Origin of the sequence: Streptomyces sp. NPDC003456 (assembly GCF_042878735.1) — a bacterium.
Lineage (GTDB): Bacteria > Actinomycetota > Actinomycetes > Streptomycetales > Streptomycetaceae > Streptomyces.
The window spans coordinates 142,391-158,027 of record NZ_JBIAOK010000002.1; the positions used below are offsets into that span (position 1 = coordinate 142,391).

General features: G+C 73.2%; 16 protein-coding genes. 8 read left to right on the forward strand and 8 right to left on the reverse strand.

Annotated features, from left to right (window positions below):
- Nucleotides 1-145 precede the first annotated feature (145 nt).
- Nucleotides 146-1,372, forward strand: coding sequence for an acyl-CoA dehydrogenase family protein (locus ACFYWG_RS06190; RefSeq protein WP_376326221.1), 1,227 nt, complete (start codon nt 146-148; stop codon nt 1,370-1,372).
- Here the strand turns inward: ACFYWG_RS06190 and ACFYWG_RS06195 are convergent.
- Both ACFYWG_RS06195 and ACFYWG_RS06200 read right to left on the reverse strand, forming a co-directional pair.
- A complete protein-coding gene (locus tag ACFYWG_RS06195) occupies nt 1,369-1,938 on the reverse strand; it encodes a cupin domain-containing protein (RefSeq protein ID WP_389199621.1) in 570 nt (189 codons plus the stop codon). The genes ACFYWG_RS06190 and ACFYWG_RS06195 overlap by 4 nt on opposite strands.
- The gene (locus tag ACFYWG_RS06200) at nt 1,935-2,996 is read right to left on the reverse strand and encodes a type III polyketide synthase (RefSeq protein ID WP_389199623.1); all 1,062 of its coding nucleotides are present in this window, start codon (nt 2,994-2,996) and stop codon (nt 1,935-1,937) included. The genes ACFYWG_RS06195 and ACFYWG_RS06200 overlap by 4 nt, the downstream gene beginning before the upstream one ends.
- Before the next feature lie 174 nt (nt 2,997-3,170).
- On the opposite strand from ACFYWG_RS06200, the gene ACFYWG_RS06205 reads away from it, so the two are divergent.
- On the forward strand, nt 3,171-3,851 hold the full coding sequence (locus ACFYWG_RS06205; RefSeq protein ID WP_389199625.1) for a transcriptional regulator: 681 nt from the start codon (nt 3,171-3,173) through the stop codon (nt 3,849-3,851).
- Between the two features lie 52 nt (nt 3,852-3,903).
- On the opposite strand, the gene ACFYWG_RS06210 is transcribed toward ACFYWG_RS06205, so the two are convergent.
- From ACFYWG_RS06210 to ACFYWG_RS06230, 5 genes are all read right to left on the reverse strand, one after another.
- Nucleotides 3,904-4,140 (reverse strand): DUF6213 family protein, encoded by a 237-nt coding sequence (locus ACFYWG_RS06210; protein WP_333929907.1) that lies wholly within the window; start codon nt 4,138-4,140, stop codon nt 3,904-3,906.
- 25 nt (nt 4,141-4,165) lie between these two features.
- A complete protein-coding gene (locus ACFYWG_RS06215; RefSeq protein WP_389199627.1) occupies nt 4,166-5,551 on the reverse strand; it encodes an NADP-dependent succinic semialdehyde dehydrogenase in 1,386 nt (461 codons plus the stop codon).
- Nucleotides 5,552-5,627: 76 nt separating this feature from the next.
- Nucleotides 5,628-6,086: an NUDIX domain-containing protein gene (locus tag ACFYWG_RS06220; protein ID WP_389199629.1), complete on the reverse strand. Its 459-nt coding sequence runs from the start codon at nt 6,084-6,086 to the stop codon at nt 5,628-5,630.
- Nucleotides 6,083-7,621 (reverse strand): ATP-dependent DNA ligase, encoded by a 1,539-nt coding sequence (locus ACFYWG_RS06225; RefSeq protein ID WP_383504457.1) that lies wholly within the window; start codon nt 7,619-7,621, stop codon nt 6,083-6,085. Before ACFYWG_RS06225 ends, ACFYWG_RS06220 begins: the two co-directional genes overlap by 4 nt.
- Before the next feature lie 399 nt (nt 7,622-8,020).
- Nucleotides 8,021-8,950 carry an NAD(P)/FAD-dependent oxidoreductase gene (locus ACFYWG_RS06230; protein WP_389199632.1) on the reverse strand — a complete coding sequence of 310 codons (930 nt, stop codon included), beginning with the start codon at nt 8,948-8,950 and terminating at the stop codon, nt 8,021-8,023.
- 77 nt (nt 8,951-9,027) lie between these two features.
- On the opposite strand from ACFYWG_RS06230, the gene ACFYWG_RS06235 reads away from it, so the two are divergent.
- The 6 genes from ACFYWG_RS06235 to ACFYWG_RS06260 all read left to right on the forward strand — a co-directional run bounded on the left by ACFYWG_RS06235 (nt 9,028) and on the right by ACFYWG_RS06260 (nt 14,324).
- Nucleotides 9,028-9,600 carry a helix-turn-helix domain-containing protein gene (locus tag ACFYWG_RS06235; protein WP_389199634.1) on the forward strand — a complete coding sequence of 191 codons (573 nt, stop codon included), beginning with the start codon at nt 9,028-9,030 and terminating at the stop codon, nt 9,598-9,600.
- Between the two features lie 120 nt (nt 9,601-9,720).
- The gene (locus tag ACFYWG_RS06240; protein WP_383504463.1) at nt 9,721-10,686 is read left to right on the forward strand and encodes an NADPH:quinone oxidoreductase family protein; all 966 of its coding nucleotides are present in this window, start codon (nt 9,721-9,723) and stop codon (nt 10,684-10,686) included.
- Nucleotides 10,683-11,861, forward strand: a complete 1,179-nt coding sequence (locus ACFYWG_RS06245) for an acyl-CoA dehydrogenase family protein (protein ID WP_389199636.1) — start codon at nt 10,683-10,685, stop codon at nt 11,859-11,861. Before ACFYWG_RS06240 ends, ACFYWG_RS06245 begins: the two co-directional genes overlap by 4 nt.
- Complete coding sequence (locus ACFYWG_RS06250) at nt 11,858-12,931, forward strand: acyl-CoA dehydrogenase family protein (RefSeq protein ID WP_389199638.1); 1,074 nt, start codon at nt 11,858-11,860, stop codon at nt 12,929-12,931. The genes ACFYWG_RS06245 and ACFYWG_RS06250 overlap by 4 nt, the downstream gene beginning before the upstream one ends.
- Before the next feature lie 205 nt (nt 12,932-13,136).
- The gene (locus ACFYWG_RS06255; protein WP_389199640.1) at nt 13,137-14,000 is read left to right on the forward strand and encodes a phosphatidylinositol-specific phospholipase C/glycerophosphodiester phosphodiesterase family protein; all 864 of its coding nucleotides are present in this window, start codon (nt 13,137-13,139) and stop codon (nt 13,998-14,000) included.
- Between the two features lie 129 nt (nt 14,001-14,129).
- Nucleotides 14,130-14,324, forward strand: a complete 195-nt coding sequence (locus tag ACFYWG_RS06260) for a hypothetical protein (RefSeq protein WP_333929917.1) — start codon at nt 14,130-14,132, stop codon at nt 14,322-14,324.
- A 2-nt stretch (nt 14,325-14,326) separates the two neighbouring features.
- Here the strand turns inward: ACFYWG_RS06260 and ACFYWG_RS06265 are convergent, their stop codons facing one another.
- Nucleotides 14,327-15,565, reverse strand: a complete 1,239-nt coding sequence (locus ACFYWG_RS06265) for a phosphodiester glycosidase family protein (protein ID WP_389199643.1) — start codon at nt 15,563-15,565, stop codon at nt 14,327-14,329.
- Nucleotides 15,566-15,637 lie beyond the last annotated feature (72 nt).

Below are 15,637 nucleotides of genomic sequence, written 5' to 3' on the forward strand. Positions count from 1 at the left end.
GACGCCTGCGCAAACTAGCACTCGGGCGTGTTCCGGACACGGAAAGGGTGCCGACCGGGCAGAGGGGAGTTGACGCGGACTACCCGCCGGTAACAGACTGCGGTTACCGCAAGTAACATGCACGTGCGCCGCTGGAGGGGACGACATGGCCGAGTTCACCATGGAGCTCAACGACGAACAGAAGGAGGTCCGCGACTGGATCCACGGCTTCGCCGCCGACGTGATCCGGCCCGCGGCCGCCGAATGGGACGAGCGTGAGGAGACTCCCTGGCCGGTCATCCAGGAGGCCGCCAAGGTCGGCATCTACTCCCTGGACTTCTACGCCCAGCAGTACTTCGACCCCACCGGCCTCGGCATCCCCATGGCGATGGAGGAGCTGTTCTGGGGGGACGCGGGCATCGCCCTGTCCATCGTCGGCACCGGCCTGGCCGCCGTCGGCGTCCTCGCCAACGGCACCGAGGAGCAGATCGGCACCTGGATCCCCCAGATGTACGGCGACGCCGACGACGTGAAGGTCGCCGCCTTCTGCTCCTCCGAGCCCGACGCCGGATCCGACGTCGCCTCCCTGCGCACCCGGGCCGTCTACGACGAGGCCAAGGACGAATGGGTGCTCAACGGCACCAAGACCTGGGCGACCAACGGCGGCATCGCCAACGTCCACGTCGTCGTCGCGGTCGTCGACCCCGAGCTGGGCTCCAAGGGCCACGCCTCCTTCATCGTCCCGCCGGGCACCGAGGGGCTGTCCCAGGGCCAGAAGTTCAAGAAGCACGGCATCCGCGCCTCCCACACCGCCGAGGTCGTCCTCGACCACGTGCGCGTCCCCGGCTCCTGCCTCCTCGGCGGCAAGGAGAAGCTCGACGAACGGCTCGCCCGCGCCCGCGAGAAGGCCCGGCAGGGCGGCGAGCGCGTGAAGAACGCCGCCATGGCCACCTTCGAGGCCTCCCGCCCGGCCGTCGGCGCCATGGCGGTCGGCACCGCCCGCGCCGCCTACGAGGTCGCCCTCGACTACGCCACGACCCGCCGGCAGTTCGGCCGGCCCATCATCGACAACCAGGGCGTGGCGTTCCAGCTCGCGGACATGCGCACCTCGATCGACGCGGCCCGCCTGCTGGTCTGGCGCGCCTCCTGGATGGCCGTCAACGGCAAGCCGTTCACCGCGGCCGAGGGGTCGATGTCCAAGCTGTTCGCCAGCGAGACCGCCAAGAAGGTCACGGCCCAGGCCATCCAGATCCTCGGCGGCAACGGCTACACCCGCGAGTACCCGGTGGAGCGCATGCACCGGGACGCCGCCATCTACACCATCTTCGAGGGCACGAGCGAGATCCAGCGCCTGGTCATCGCCCGCACCCTCGCCGGTGTGCCGATCCGCTAGCGGTGCCTGAGCGGCGTCAGCTGCTCGATGTCGTACCGCGCCCGGAGCTCCTCGATCGCCGTGTGGTCCGGCGGGCCGCCGGCGCCGAGGATCTGCAGCAGTTCCTCGAAGTACCGCTCGTGGTCCGGCGGCGGGCTCGCCTGGAAGAACATCTTCGCGGGCTCGTCCGTCGGATTGGCGAACGCGTGCGGGCACCCCGGGGGCACGACGATCACCGTGCCCGGGGTCGCCCGCACCACGCGCCCGCCGGCGGGGGACTCCCACTCCTGCCAGTGGTCGGGGGTGCGGATCCGCGGCTCGAAGGCGAGCACGTCCAGCTCGCCCTCCAGCACGTAGAACAACTCCTCGCTGCGCGTGTGCACATGGGCGCCGACGTCGAAGCCCGGCGGCACCACCACCTCGAAGGAGGAGGCCGCGCGCGAGTGCGCGCCGGTCACCTTGAAGGTCACGTGCTGGGCGGGGGCCCGCACGACACGGCCCTGCCCCGGCGGGACGAGCAGCCCTTCCGCCGCAGCCCCCGCCTCGCCGCGCCCGGATCCGGGGGCGGCGACGTGTGGGGCGCTCATCCCGCCCCGTCCCCGTCGCGCCAGCGGCCCAGCGCCATCTCCGCCGTGATGCCGGGACCGAACCCGGCGACCAGCCCACGCGCTCCCGCCTCGGGCCCGCCCTCGTCGAACAGCCGCCGCAGCGCGTCCAGGACGACGGCACTGGCGATGTTGCCGTACTCGGTGAGCGTGGCCCGGCTGAAGCGGAAGGCGTGCGGGTCGACGCGCAGGAACGTGCTCAGGTCGTCCAGGATCCGTGGCCCGCCCGCGTGCACGACGTAGAAGTCCAGGTCGGACGCGTCCCACCCGTGCTCGCCCGCCAGATCCGAGAGGACCGGCGCGAGCGGCTCCATCGTGCCCGGGACCCGCTTGTCCAGCAGGAAGTGGAACCCGGTGGCCCGCACGTCGTAGGTGATCCAGTCCTCGGTCTTCGGGATCAGGAACGAGCCGTTGCGCTCCAGCGCGATGCCCTCGCCGCCCCGGCCGCGCACCACGGCGGCGGCGATGCCGTCGCCGAACAGCCCGTTCGACAACAGCGAGCCGACGCCCATGTCGGTGGGCTGGTAGCACAGCGAGCAGAACTCGCAGGACACGATCAGCGCGTTGGCCTCCGAGTAGGCCGAGCAGAAGTCGTGGGCCCGGTTGATCGCCGCCCCGCCCGCCGCGCATCCCAGCTGCGCGATCGGCAGCTGACGGGTGGTCGGCTCGAAGCCCATCTCGTTGATCAGCCAGGCCGTCAGCGAGGGCATCATGAAGCCCGTGCACGACACGTAGACGATCAGATCCACCTCGGTGGTGAGCAGCTCCGCGTCGTCGAGGGCCCGCTGGACCACCGCCGGCACCCGCGCCTTGGCCTCGGCCTCGTAGCGCTTGTTGCGCTCCTCGAAGCCCGGGTGCCTCAGGGTCTCCTCGATGGGCTGCACGATGCGCCGCGTGCGCACCCCGGTGTTCTCGATCAGCCGGAGGGCGAGCGGCAGTTGGGGGTGGCCGGCGTGGCGCTGCCGCGCCAGCTCCAGCGTCTCCTCCATCGTGATCACGTACTCAGGGACGGACACCGAGGGTCTGCACAAAGTCGCCATGAACCATGCCTGCTTTCGCCTTCCGGGAGACCTTCGCCCCCCGGCCAGAAGGTGGTTCACCACTGGGGGTGGTCACCCCACGATGGCCCGGGGGCACGGTGACTTCGCGCCGGGCTACTCCGTACCGGGGAGGACGTGCAAGGCTCGTTGCGGCACACGGATGACGGAGGACGGATGACGGAGGACGCCATGACGCACCCGGCCCGGGACCTGCTCATCGCCACCACCGCACGGCTCGCGCCCGATCCGCGCGCCAACCTGCTCGTCCCCCGGATCGCCGACGGCACGGCACCCCGTTCCGTCCTCGCCGCGCTGGCCCTGGAGCAGAGCTGGGTGATCCCCGCCGACCGCCGTGCGTTCGAGCATCTGGCGCACCGCTCCGCGGCGACGGACCCGCGGGCCGCGGCCTTCTTCACGGCACTCGCCGAGGGCGAGGTCCTGGCGGGGGAGCGGCTGACCGCCTTCAGCCGGGCGTGCGGCGTGGACGAGGAACGCGAGGCGTCGTACGCCCCGCTCCCCGGCTGCCAGGCCTACCCGGCCTACGTGTCCTGGCTGGCCCTCGGCGCCTCACCACCGGACGCGGTCCTGGCCCTGACGGCCAACTTCTCGGCGTGGGGCGGCTGTTGCGCCACGATCGCCGCAGCACTGCGCGAGCGTTACGGCTTCACCGACGAGGCGTGCGCCTTCTTCGACTTCTTCGCACAACCGTCCCCGGACCTGGACCGCCTGGCGACGGACGCGGTGCGGGCGGCCCTGGACGATGACCGACTGGACGAGGCCGCGGCGCACCGCCACGGCCGGCTGCTCCAGCGGTACGAGGCGATGTTCTGGAGCACCCTGAACGAGGTTCCCTAGGGGCTGCGGGGAACCGAGCGACGAGCCCCCACCGCACCCGCACGGGCCACCCCTAGGTCGCGGTTCCGCTGCTGTGCGCGATACAGGCCACATCGATGCGGTCGGCCAGTTTCGCCAGCTCGATGGTGAGAGCCGCGACCGTGTCCTCGTCCAGCCCGGACTCCCCGTCCTCCACCAGCCGCACCCACCGTCCCCCCACCGTGCGCAGCAGCTTGCTGACATCCGCCGCAGCCACCTGCAGGGTCCCGCGGTTGTCGACGATCAGAGGCAGAGTCACTTCGCGGTTCACAGACGGGATCGTAGCCCCGCATCACTCACGCACCGTGCCAAACCGTGGTGATGTTGCAGAACTCGCGGATTCCGTGCCCGGACAGCTCACGCCCGTAGCCGGACCGCTTCACACCGCCGAACGGGAACGCCGGATGCGAGGCCGTCATCCCGTTGAAGAACACGCCTCCGGCCTCCAGGTCCCGGGCGAACCGGTCCCTCTCCGCCTCGTCGCGCGTCCAGACGTTGGAACTCAGCCCGAACGGCGAGTCGTTCGCGATCAGCACCGCCTCGTCCAGGTCCGCCGCCCGGTACAGCGTGGCGACCGGCCCGAACGCCTCCTCCCGGTGGATGCGCATCTCGCGGTCGATGCCGGCGAGGATCGTCGGCCTGTAGTACCAGCCCGGCCCCTCGGGCCGTTCGCCACCGCACAGCACCCGGGCCCCGCTGCGCACCGCGTCGTCGACCAGTTCCTCCAGGTCGCGCAGTCCCTGCTCGCTGGAGAGCGGTCCGACCTCGGTGTCGTCGGACATCGGGTCGCCGACCTTCAGCGCCTTCATGCCCTGGGTGAACCGTTCGGCGAAGGCGGCGTAGACGTCCGTGTGCACGATGAACCGCTTGGCGGCGATGCACGACTGCCCGTTGTTCTGCACCCGGGCCGTCACCGCGACCTGCGCCGCCCGGTCGATGTCGGCGGACGGCATGACCACGAACGGGTCACTGCCGCCCAGCTCCAGCACCGTCTTCTTGATCATCTCCCCGGCGGTGGAGGCGACCGCGCGGCCGGCCGGCTCGCTGCCGGTGAGGGTGGCGGCCTTGACGCGCTCGTCGCGCAGGATGTCGTCGATCGCCGCCGAGCCGATCAGCAGGGTCTGGAAGCAGCCCTCGGTGAAGCCCGCCCGGTGGAAGAGGTCCTCGAGGTAGAGGGCGGTCTGCGGGACGTTCGAGGCGTGCTTGAGGAGCCCCACGTTCCCCGCCATCAGCGCGGGAGCCGCGAAGCGGATCACCTGCCAGAGCGGGAAGTTCCACGGCATGACCGCGAGCACCGGGCCGATCGGCCGGTAGCGCACCAGGACGCGGGAGGCGCCCGAGTCCTTGACGTCGGCGTCGGAGGGCTGCTCGTCCGCGAGCAGTTCCTCGGCGTGGTCCGCGTACCAGCGCATGGCCTTGGCGCACTTGGCGGCCTCGGCCCGGGCCTGCTGGATCGGCTTGCCCATCTCGGTGGTCATCACCCGGGCGATGTCCTGCTGGTCCTCCTCCAGGAGGTCGGCCGCCCGGTGCAGCAGCCGGGCGCGCTCCTCGAAGGACGTCGTGCGGTACGTGCGGAACGTGGCCTCCGCGAGCTGGAGCCGGCGCTCGATCTCCTCCTCGCCCATGGCCTCGTACGTCTTGAGCGTCTCGCCGTTCGCCGGGTTCACCGTCGCGATGGGCATGGCCGACCTCCCTCGGTGCGCGCTGTGTCTCGACCTTCCCGCGCGGCGGAGGGGACCGCAACGCGGGAGTGCCTCCTCAGGGCGAGTGCTCCGCCAGCCGGTCGAGAAACGCGGCCTGGGCCGTGATGATCACCGCACGGGCCTGTTCGAGACCGAACCAGGCGACCCGGTCCAGCTCGGGGAACTCCTGGATCCGCCCGGAGCGCGGCGGCCACTCCATGCGGAAGGTGCCGGGCGCGATGCCGGCCGGGTCGAGGTCGGCCTCGATCGCCCAGGCGGTGACGGTCTTGCCGTTGGTCTGCCGCACCTCGCCCAGGGCGACGGCCTCCCCGGCGGGCGGGGGCAGTCCCAGCTCCTCCTCGAACTCGCGGCGGGCGGCCGCCCAGGGGGACTCGCCGGGCTCGTACTCGCCCTTCGGGATCGTCCAGGCGCCGGCGTCGCGCCGGGCGTAGAAGGGGCCGCCCATGTGGCCGAGCAGGACCTCCCGGCCCCGCGCGGACGGGCGGTGCAGCAGCAGGCCGGCGCTGCGCTTCACGGCCTCACCTCCGGGTGGGCCGCCAGGAGCGTCTCGACGGTGTCGGCGTCCTCGGGGCGCTTGTCCTCGCGGTAGCGGATCACGCGGGCGAAGCGGAGGGTGACGCCGGCCGGGTAGCGGGTGGAGCGCTGCAGGCCGTCGTAGGCGATCTCGACGACGAGTTCCGGGCGGACCTCGACGACGTGGCCGTTCGTCTCGACGGCGAGCTGCTGCAGGCGCTCCGTCTGCCAGGTGAGCATCGCGTCGGTCATGCCCTTGAAGGTCTTGCCGAGCATGGCGAGACCGCCGTCGGCCGTTCGGGCGCCCAGGTGGAGGTTGGAGAGCTTGCCGCTGCGGCGGCCGTGGCCCCACTCGGCGGCCAGGACGACGAGGTCGAGGGTGTGGACGGGCTTGACCTTCAGCCAGGACGCACCGCGCCGGCCCGCGCTGTAGGGGGCGTCCAGCGCCTTGGCGACCACCCCCTCGTGACCCCGCCGCAGGGTCGCGGCCAGGAACTCCTCCGCCGCGGGGGTGTCGCCGGCGCCGGAGACCAGCGTGCGGCGCACCCGCATCGGCTCGGGGACCAGCCGGGCCAGTTCCGCGTGCCGCTCGGTGAACGGCAGGTCCAGCAGGTCACGGCCGTCGACGGACAGCGCGTCGAAGAAGACCGGGGAGACGGGCACCGCCCGGGCGGCCGTCGCCACGTCCGTGCGCGAGCCGACCCGGCCCGCGGTCTCCTGGAACGAACGGGGGCGTCCGTCCTCGCCGAAGGAGATCACCTCGCCGTCCAGGATGAACCGTTCGCCCTTCAACTCCAGCACGGCGGCCGTCACTTCGGGCAGCCGGTCGGTGATGTCGTCGAGCGTGCGGGTGTAGAGCCGCACCGTGCCGCCGTCCCGGTGCACCTGGACCCGGATGCCGTCGAGCTTCTCCTCCACCGCGCAGGCGCCGAGCTTGTCCACCGCCTCGGCGACCGAGGAGGCGCTGTGCGCCAGCATGGGCAGCACCGGGCGGCCGACGGTGAGCCGGAACCGCTCCAGGGAGGCGGGCCCGTCCGACAGCAGCGCCTCGGCGACCGACTGCAGGGAGCCCGCGAGCATCACGGCCCGGCGTACGTCCGCCGGGGGCGCCCCGGTCGCCTGGGCCAGGCCCTCCACCGCCACCGCGTCCAGCGCGCCCTGGCGGACCTCGCCGGTGAGCAGCCCGAGCAGGAACCGCTGCTCGGCCTCGGTGGCCGCACCCATCAGCTCCCCGACCAGCCGGGTGCGCTCGGCCTGCGACCCGGGACCGGACACCTCGGCGAGTGCGGACAGCCGGGCGTCGACGTCCCGCACGGTCAGGCCGGGTTCGGCGGCCGGGGCGACCGGCCGGCCCAGCACCTTCCAGCCGACGCCGATCCGGCCCTGCGGCAGCCGCCCGGCCAGGTAGGGGATGACGATGGGCACGTCCTCCGCCTCCGCGTCCCGGAAGAGCTCCGCGAGCAGGGCCGTCTTCCTCGACCGCGCGGACGTGGCGGCGACCTCCTGGGACACTCGGGCGAGCCGATGCAGAAGCATGCAGTCATGGTGCACCGCGGAAGCCACGTCTACACCCGGACGGCCGGGACGGGAAGGGCCGGGACGGACCTGGCCGGGCCGGAGCCCCGGAGGCCGGGGTGCGGTGGCGGGTAGGGAAGCGGGCCCGGTTACCGGGTGCGGTGCGACCAGGGGTGCCGGGTGCGACGTGCGACCAGGGGTGCCGGGTGCGGCCGCGGGCGCCGAGGGGTGCCCCTAGGGCCTGTCGTTTGGATCATGACGCAGACGCGGGGCCTGGCACGCGCATCTGCCGCGTTGTCGTCACTCGCCGATGCTCCGCATCGACTCCCTCCTCCGCCTTGCAGCTGCACGCACCAGGCCCCGCTCACCGGCGTTCACAGGTGCTGCCGATGCCCTGCGCCATGATCCAAACGACAGGCCCTACCCCTGGACGGCCGCGTCGAGGTCCGTCATCAGCAGGTCCCCGACGATGGCCGCAGCCGCGCGGTAGCCGCCGCTCGCCGCGTGCACGACCTGCTCGGCGAAGCCGATCGCGTTGCCCGCCGCCCACACGCCCGGCACGGTCGTCAGGCCGGTCGCGTCGACCACCGGGTACGCGCCGAAGGGCGTCTCGTGCAGCTCGGCGCCCAGCCGCTCCAGCAAACCCGTCCGCGGCACCGGCCGGGGCCCGGCGAACAGCACCGAACGGGCATGGACCGTGCCGTCGGCCAGCCGGACGCCGGTGAGCCGGTCGTCCTCCACCACCAGGCCCGCCACCTCGCCGGGCACCACCTCCACCCCGGCGGCGGACAGCCGGCGCAGGTCGACGTCGGTCAGCTCCTCCTCGGCGACCCGGTGCAGGAAGAACCGCACGTCCTTGGACCACTGCGACACCATCAGCGCCTGGTGCACACTCGCCGGGCTCGCCGCCAGCACCCCGAACGGCTCGTCCCGCACCTCCCAGCCGTGGCAGAAGGGGCAGTGCAGCACGTCCCGGCCGAACCGCTCGGCGAGTCCCGGCACGTCGGGCAGCTCGTCCGCGAGCCCGGTGGCGACGACCAGGCGGCGGGCCCGCACCGTCCGGCCTCCGGCCAGGACCACGGTGAAGTCCCGGTCCCGTCCCACCTCCACCACCCGGTCCCGCACCTGCTCGACGCCGTAGCGGGCGACCTCCTCCCGCCCGGCGGCCAGGAACTCGGCGGGCGGCATGCCGTCGCGGGACAGGTAGCCCTGCATGTGCGCGGCGGGCGCGTTGCGCGGCTCGCCCGCGTCGACGACCAGCGTGCGGACCCGGGCCCGGCCCAGCACCAGCGCCGCGGACAGGCCGGCCGCGCCTCCGCCGACGACGACCACTGCGTACTTCTCGGTCATGGTGACCACCTCCGCCGCCGAGCGTCGCTCGGACCCCCGGGATTGACAAACGTCTTTGCCGAACCTGCAATACGCACATGACGACGGACGAGGTACTGGCGGGCGTCGGCCCGAGACTGCGGCAGATGCGCAGGGAGCGGGAGGTGACCCTGGCGGCGCTGTCGGAGACCACCGGCATCTCCGTCAGCACCCTGTCGCGGCTTGAGTCCGGTCTGCGCAAGCCCAGTCTGGAACTGCTCCTGCCGATCGCGCGCGCCCACCAGGTGGCCCTGGACGACCTGGTCGGGGCCCCGCCCGCCGGTGACCCGCGGGTGCGTTCCGAACCGATCGTCAGGGGCGGGCGCACCCACTGGCCCCTCACCCGGCAGCCCGGCGGCCTGCAGGCCTACAAGGTGCTGGAACCGCAGCGGCGACCGGAGCCCGACCCGCGCACCCACGAGGGCTACGAGTGGCTGTACGTGCTGTCCGGCAGGCTGCGCCTGGTGCTGGGCGAGCACGACGTGGTGCTCACAGCGGGGGAGGCCGCCGAGTTCGACACCCGGGTGCCGCACTGGTTCGGCTCGACGGGGGAGGGGCCCGTGGAGTTCCTCAGCCTGTTCGGCCCGCAGGGGGAGCGGATGCACGTGCGGGCGCGGCCGAAGAGGCCGTGACGCACGCGACAGGCGCCCGGCGGCACCTTTCCGCGGAAGGCTGTTCCCCGATGAGCAAGCGACCGCTTAGTATGCGAACCGACCCCGGTCAGACGAAGCAGTCCCCCGTGGAGGCCCCGCATGCAGGCATGGCACGTGCACGAGAACGGCGAACCGGGTGAGGTGATGCGCCTGGAGGACGCGGAGCCGCCCACCCCCGGTGACGGTCAGGTGCTGCTGAAGGTCCGCGCGGCCAACGTCAACTTCCCCGACGCCCTGCTGTGCCGCGGCCATTACCAGATCCGGCCGCCGCTGCCGTTCACCCCCGGCGTGGAGATCTGCGGCGAGACCGAGGACGGCCGCCGGGTGATCGCCAACCCGGCCCTGCCCCACGGAGGGTTCGCCGAGTACGCCCTCGCCGACTCCGCCGCCCTGCTGCCCGCGCCCGACACCCTCGACGACGCCGAGGCCGCAGCCCTGCACATCGGCTACCAGACCGGCTGGTTCGGCCTGCACCGCCGGGCCGGTCTGGAGGCCGGCGAGACCCTGCTCGTCCACGCTGCCGCAGGAGGGGTCGGCAGCGCGGCCGTGCAGCTCGGAAAGGCCGCCGGCGCCACCGTCATCGGTGTCGTCGGCGGCCCCGAGAAGGCGGCCGTCGCCCGCGAGCTGGGCTGCGACGCCGTGATCGACCGGCGCTCCGAGGACGTCGTCGCCGCCGTCAAGGAGGCCACCGGCGGTCGCGGCGCCGACGTGATCTACGACCCGGTCGGCGGCGAGGCCTACACCCAGTCCGCCAAGACCGTCGCCTTCGAGGGGCGGATCGTCGTGGTCGGCTTCGCGAGCGGCACCATCCCCAGCCCGGCCCTCAACCACGCCCTGGTGAAGAACTACTCGATCCTGGGCCTGCACTGGGGCCTGTACAACACCAAGGACCCCAAGCTCGTCCGGCACTGCCACGAGCAGCTCACCGACCTGGCCGCCCGGGGCGCGATCAAGCCGCTGGTCAGCGAGCGGGTGCCGCTCGCCGGAGCGGCCGACGCCGTGCAGAAGGTGGCCGACGGCCGCACCACCGGCCGTGTCGCCGTCGTCATGGAGGAGTCGGCATGACCCCCGAGGAACTGCGCGCGAAGACCCGGGAGTTCCTGGCCGCCCACCCGCCGGCCTCCACCGACCGCCTCGACTTCCTGCGGGCCCGCTTCGACGCCGGGCTGGCCTGGGTGCACTTCCCGCAGGGCCTCGGCGGCCTCGGCGCCTCCCGCTCCCTGCAGGCCGTCGTCGACGCCGAACTCGCCGCGGCCAAGGCGCCCGACAACGACCCGCGGCGCATCGGCATCGGCCTCGGCATGGCCGCGCCCACGATCCTGCAGTACGGCACCGAGGAGCAGAAGCGGCGCTACCTGCAGCCGCTGTGGACCGGGGAGGAGGTCTGGTGCCAGCTGTTCAGCGAACCCGGCGCCGGCTCCGACCTCGCCGCCCTCGGCACGCGCGCCGTGCGCGAGGGCGACACGTGGGTGGTCGACGGGCAGAAGGTCTGGACGTCCAGCGCCCACGTGGCCCGCTGGGCCATCCTCATCGCCCGCACCGACCCGGACGTGCCCAAGCACCGCGGCATCACCTACTTCGTGTGCGACATGACCGACCCGGGCGTCGAGGTGCGGCCGCTGCGGCAGATCACCGGCGAGGCCGAGTTCAACGAGGTGTTCCTCACCGGTGTCCGCATTCCCGACACCCGGCGCCTCGGCGAGGTCGGCGACGGCTGGAAGGTCGCGCAGACCACGCTGAACAACGAGCGCGTGGCCATCGGCGGCATGCGCCTGCCCCGCGAGGGCGGCATGATCGGCCCCGTCTCGGCGACCTGGCGCGAGCGGCCCGAGCTGCGCACCCACGACCTGCACCAGCGGCTGCTGAAGCTCTGGGTGGAGGCCGAGGTCTCCCGCCTCACCGCCGAACGGCTGCGCCAGCAGCTCGTCGCGGGCCAGCCCGGCCCCGAGGGCGCCGGCATGAAACTGGCCTTCGCCCGCCTCAACCAGGAGATCAGCGGCCTGGAGGTCGAACTCCTCGGCGAGGAGGGCCTGCTGTACGACGACTGGACCATGCGCCGCCCGGAACTGGTCGACTTCACCGGCCGTGAGGCCGGCTACCGCTACCTGCGCTCCAAGGGCAACAGCATCGAGGGCGGGACCAGCGAGGTCCTGCTGAACATCGTCGCCGAGCGCGTCCTCGGACTGCCCCCCGAGCCGCGCACCGACAAGGACGTCGCCTGGAAGGACCTGGCCCGATGAGCGATCTGCTGTACTCGGAGGAGGAGGAGGCGCTCCGTGCGGCCGTCCGCGGTCTGCTCACCGACCACTGCGACGCCCCCGGCGTCATCGCCCGCACGGAGTCGGACACCCCGCACCACCTGGCCGTGTGGAAGTCCCTCACCGACGGCATGGGCCTGGCCGGCCTGCTGGTGCCCGAGGAACTCGACGGCCAGGGCGCCACCCACCGGGAAGCCGCCGTCGTGCTGGAGGAACTGGGCCGCGCGGTCGCGCCCGTGCCCTACCTGACGAGCGCGGTCGTCGCCACCGAGGCGCTGCTCGCCTGCGGCGCGGACGACCTGCTGCGCGACCTCGCCACCGGCACGGCGATCGGCGCCCTCGCGGTCGCCCTGAGCACCGCCCCGGGCGCCGCCCACCGGACCGTGCGGCACGACAACGGCCAGCTCCACGGCGCACTGACCGGCATCGCCGACGCCGCCGTCGCAGACGTGCTGCTCGTACCCGCCGACGACGGCGGCCTGTACGCGGTCGACGCCGCTGCCGCGAGCATCACCCCGCAGGTCTCCCTCGATCTGACCCGGCCCCTCGCCACGATCGAACTGGCCGGTGCGCCGGGCAGGTTGCTCGGCGACGCCGAGCCCGCCGTGCGCCGTGCGCTGCGCGCCGGTGCCGGGCTGCTCGCCTCCGAGCAGCTCGGGCTCGCCGAATGGACGCTGACGGAGACCGTCCGCTACCTGAAGGAACGCAAGCAGTTCAACCGGCCCGTCGGTGGCTTCCAGGCGCTCAAGCACCGCCTCGCCCAGTTGTGGCTGGAGGTCGTCAACCTCCGCGCGGCCGCCCGCAACGCCGCCGACGCCCTGGCGACCGGCCAGGACGCCGACATCGCCGTCGCGGTCGCCCAGGCCTACGCGGCACCCGTGGCCGTCCACGCCGCCGAGGAAGCGGTGCAACTGCACGGCGGCATCGGCATGACCTGGGAACACCCGGCGCACCTCTACCTGAAGCGCGCCAAGGCCGACTCGCTCGTCCACGGCACGGCCGGCGCCCACCGGCAGGCCCTGGCCGCGCTGGTCGACCTCCAGGCCCCCTGAGCCCCGTCCGGCCGGCACCCGCCACCAGCCCGGGCAGCAGCACTGAAGCCCGCCCCACCCGGGGCGGGCTTCTCGCTGCGCCCCCGGCCCGGCGAGTGAACACACGACGGCAGACCGGCCAACTCTGTGCACCTGCCTGCTGGTTGAGCCGCCCGGGACCCCATACTCACAGGGTTCCCGTACGGCACTTCCAGGGAGGCAGAGCATGGCCCTCACCACCCGACGCAGAGCCCTCACCACCCTCGGCGCCGCCCTCGCGGGCGCGGTCGCCCTCCCCGCCGCCGACGCCCTGGCCGGCGAACACCGGCACCGGCCCCGCCCGTTGTGGCGCGCCCACGCCCACAACGACTACGAGCACCCCCGCCCCCTGTTCGACGCCCTCGACCACCGCTTCGGCAGCATCGAGGCCGACATCCACCTCGTCGGCGACCGGCTCCTCGTCGCGCACGACCCGGCCGACCTCGACCCCTCCCGCACCCTGGAGTCCCTCTACCTCGACCCGCTCGCCGCCCGGGTACGGGCCCACCACGGCTCGGTGTACCGCGGTCACCGCCGCTCCCTGCAACTGCTCGTCGACCTCAAGACCGAGGGCTCCTCGACCTACCTCGCGCTCGACCGTCATCTGCGGCGCCACCGGCACCTGTTCACCACGTACGCCCACGGGCGGGTGCTGCCCGGTCCGGTCACCGTGGTGGTCTCCGGCGACCGCGCGGCCCGCGCTCCCCTGGCGGCCCAGCCGGTCCGGCGCGCCTTCTACGACGGCCGCCTCACCGACCTCGGCAGCCAGGCGCCGGCCTCGCTCATCCCGCTCGTCAGCGACAACTGGACGCTCAACTTCACCTGGCAGGGCGTCGGCGCCTTTCCCGACGCCGAGCGGCTCAAGCTGCGCGGCATCGTCACGACCGCCCACCGGCGCGGGCAGAGGGTGCGGTTCTGGGCGACCCCCGACCTGCCCGGTCCCGCCCGCGACGCCGTGTGGAGCGAGCTGCTGGCCGCAGGCGTCGATCACCTCAACACCGACGACCTCGCCGGACTGGAGGCGTTCCTGGACGCCCGGCGCAGGCGGTAGCGCCGCCGCGATCGCCGGGACACCACACGTTCGGCGGACAGGCCAGCCGCACGGACGAACCCTCCGCTACGCCACACTTGCGGCCGAACGCCGTGAACCGGACAAGGCGGCGTGGCGGAGGAGTCGACGATGGCCATTTCCATCTCTGTGGTGCTGCTGCTCTCGATCCTGGCGGTGATCTTCCTGCGCAACGGCGGCCTGAAGGTCTCCCATGCGCTGGTCTGCCTGCTGCTCGGGTTCTCCCTGGCCAGCACCAGCATCGCCCCGACCATCCACAGCGGCCTCACCGCGACGGCGGACATCGTCAGCGGACTGCGGCCCTGACATCACGCCCCGGAGAACACGCCGATGCCGTTGGGCACGGCCCGTTCGGCACCGCCGCTGGGATGGTTGCGCACCGAGACGGCGCTCGCGCCCGCACTCCGGGCGACGAGCGTCGACGATCCGCCGCCGTCCAGGCTGAAGGCGTCGTCCGAGCCCAGCTTCCGCATGGTCCCGGCGACCTCGGCGATCGTCAGCCCGGTGCGGTGGGCGGCGGCCCCGTCCAGCGCGAGCAGCAGCAGGCGCCGCCCGCCGTCCGCGATCCCCACGGCCGTCCGCACGGCCGACGTGGTGTCGTCCAGGCCCGGCAGCGGACTCCCGCCGCTGAGCACCGGATAGCCGCCCAGCGCGAGGCGGTAGGCGGCGCCGTCCGTGGCCGCCACCAGACGGTGCTCGATCCCGACCTCCTCGCCGACGGCGAACTCACGCAACTGCCGGGCGCCCGCCTCCCGCCCCACCAGCACCGTGGTCCCCGCGGCGATGGGCCCGCCACCCGGAGTGTCGGCCGCCGACACCACGGCCCCGTCGCGGACCGTCACCTCGTACGTGTCGGTGCTGCACGGCGCCGCCCGGTCCGTGTCCGTGCCGCACGTGGCGCGCTTGCGCGAGACGCTTCCCCACTCGGAGGTGAACGCGCCGACGGAACCGACCGGCAGCGCGTACTGGTTGAGCCCGCCGAGCGGGAGTTGCTCGTCGGCCGTGCGGACCGAGCCGTCCAGGGCCAGCCGGTCCAGACGCGCCCGCCCGTCGGTGTCCACGGCGAACACGTCCTCGGTCGTGGTGCCGGGCGGCAGCGCGGGTCCGAACCGCTGCCCCTGCGGCACCGCCGCCTTGAGGCTCCGTCCCGCCGCGATCGCCGGCCCCACGCTCGCCCCCGTCACCTCCACGCCCGGGTGCTGCGCCTCGCTGATGTTGAAGAAGTCGCCGTTGACACCGGCGACCGCCCCCTGGGCGTCGGCCATCCGGGAGACCTGCGCCCGGGAGGCCACCGCTCCGGGGTGGAGCAGGTCCACCCGCACCTGCGGGTGGGCGAGGTCCACCCTGAGCACGTGCGCGTGCGCCACCCCCTTGGCCGCGTCGATGTCGAACTCCTCGTAGGTGACGCCCGGCGCCACCCGCGCGCGCTTCTGGACGGCGTCGGCCGGGGCCGCCCCCGCCAGGCCCGCACCGGCCAGCGCACCGAACGCCGTGAGGAACGCCAGGACCGATCTGCCTGCCCCGTACCGCTTGTGACGACCTGCCACCGTGCCCCCTGATGCCTCGTCGACCGTCGGGACCTTCCGGGGCAGTGCACCAGACCAGGGGGGCGGGCGGGG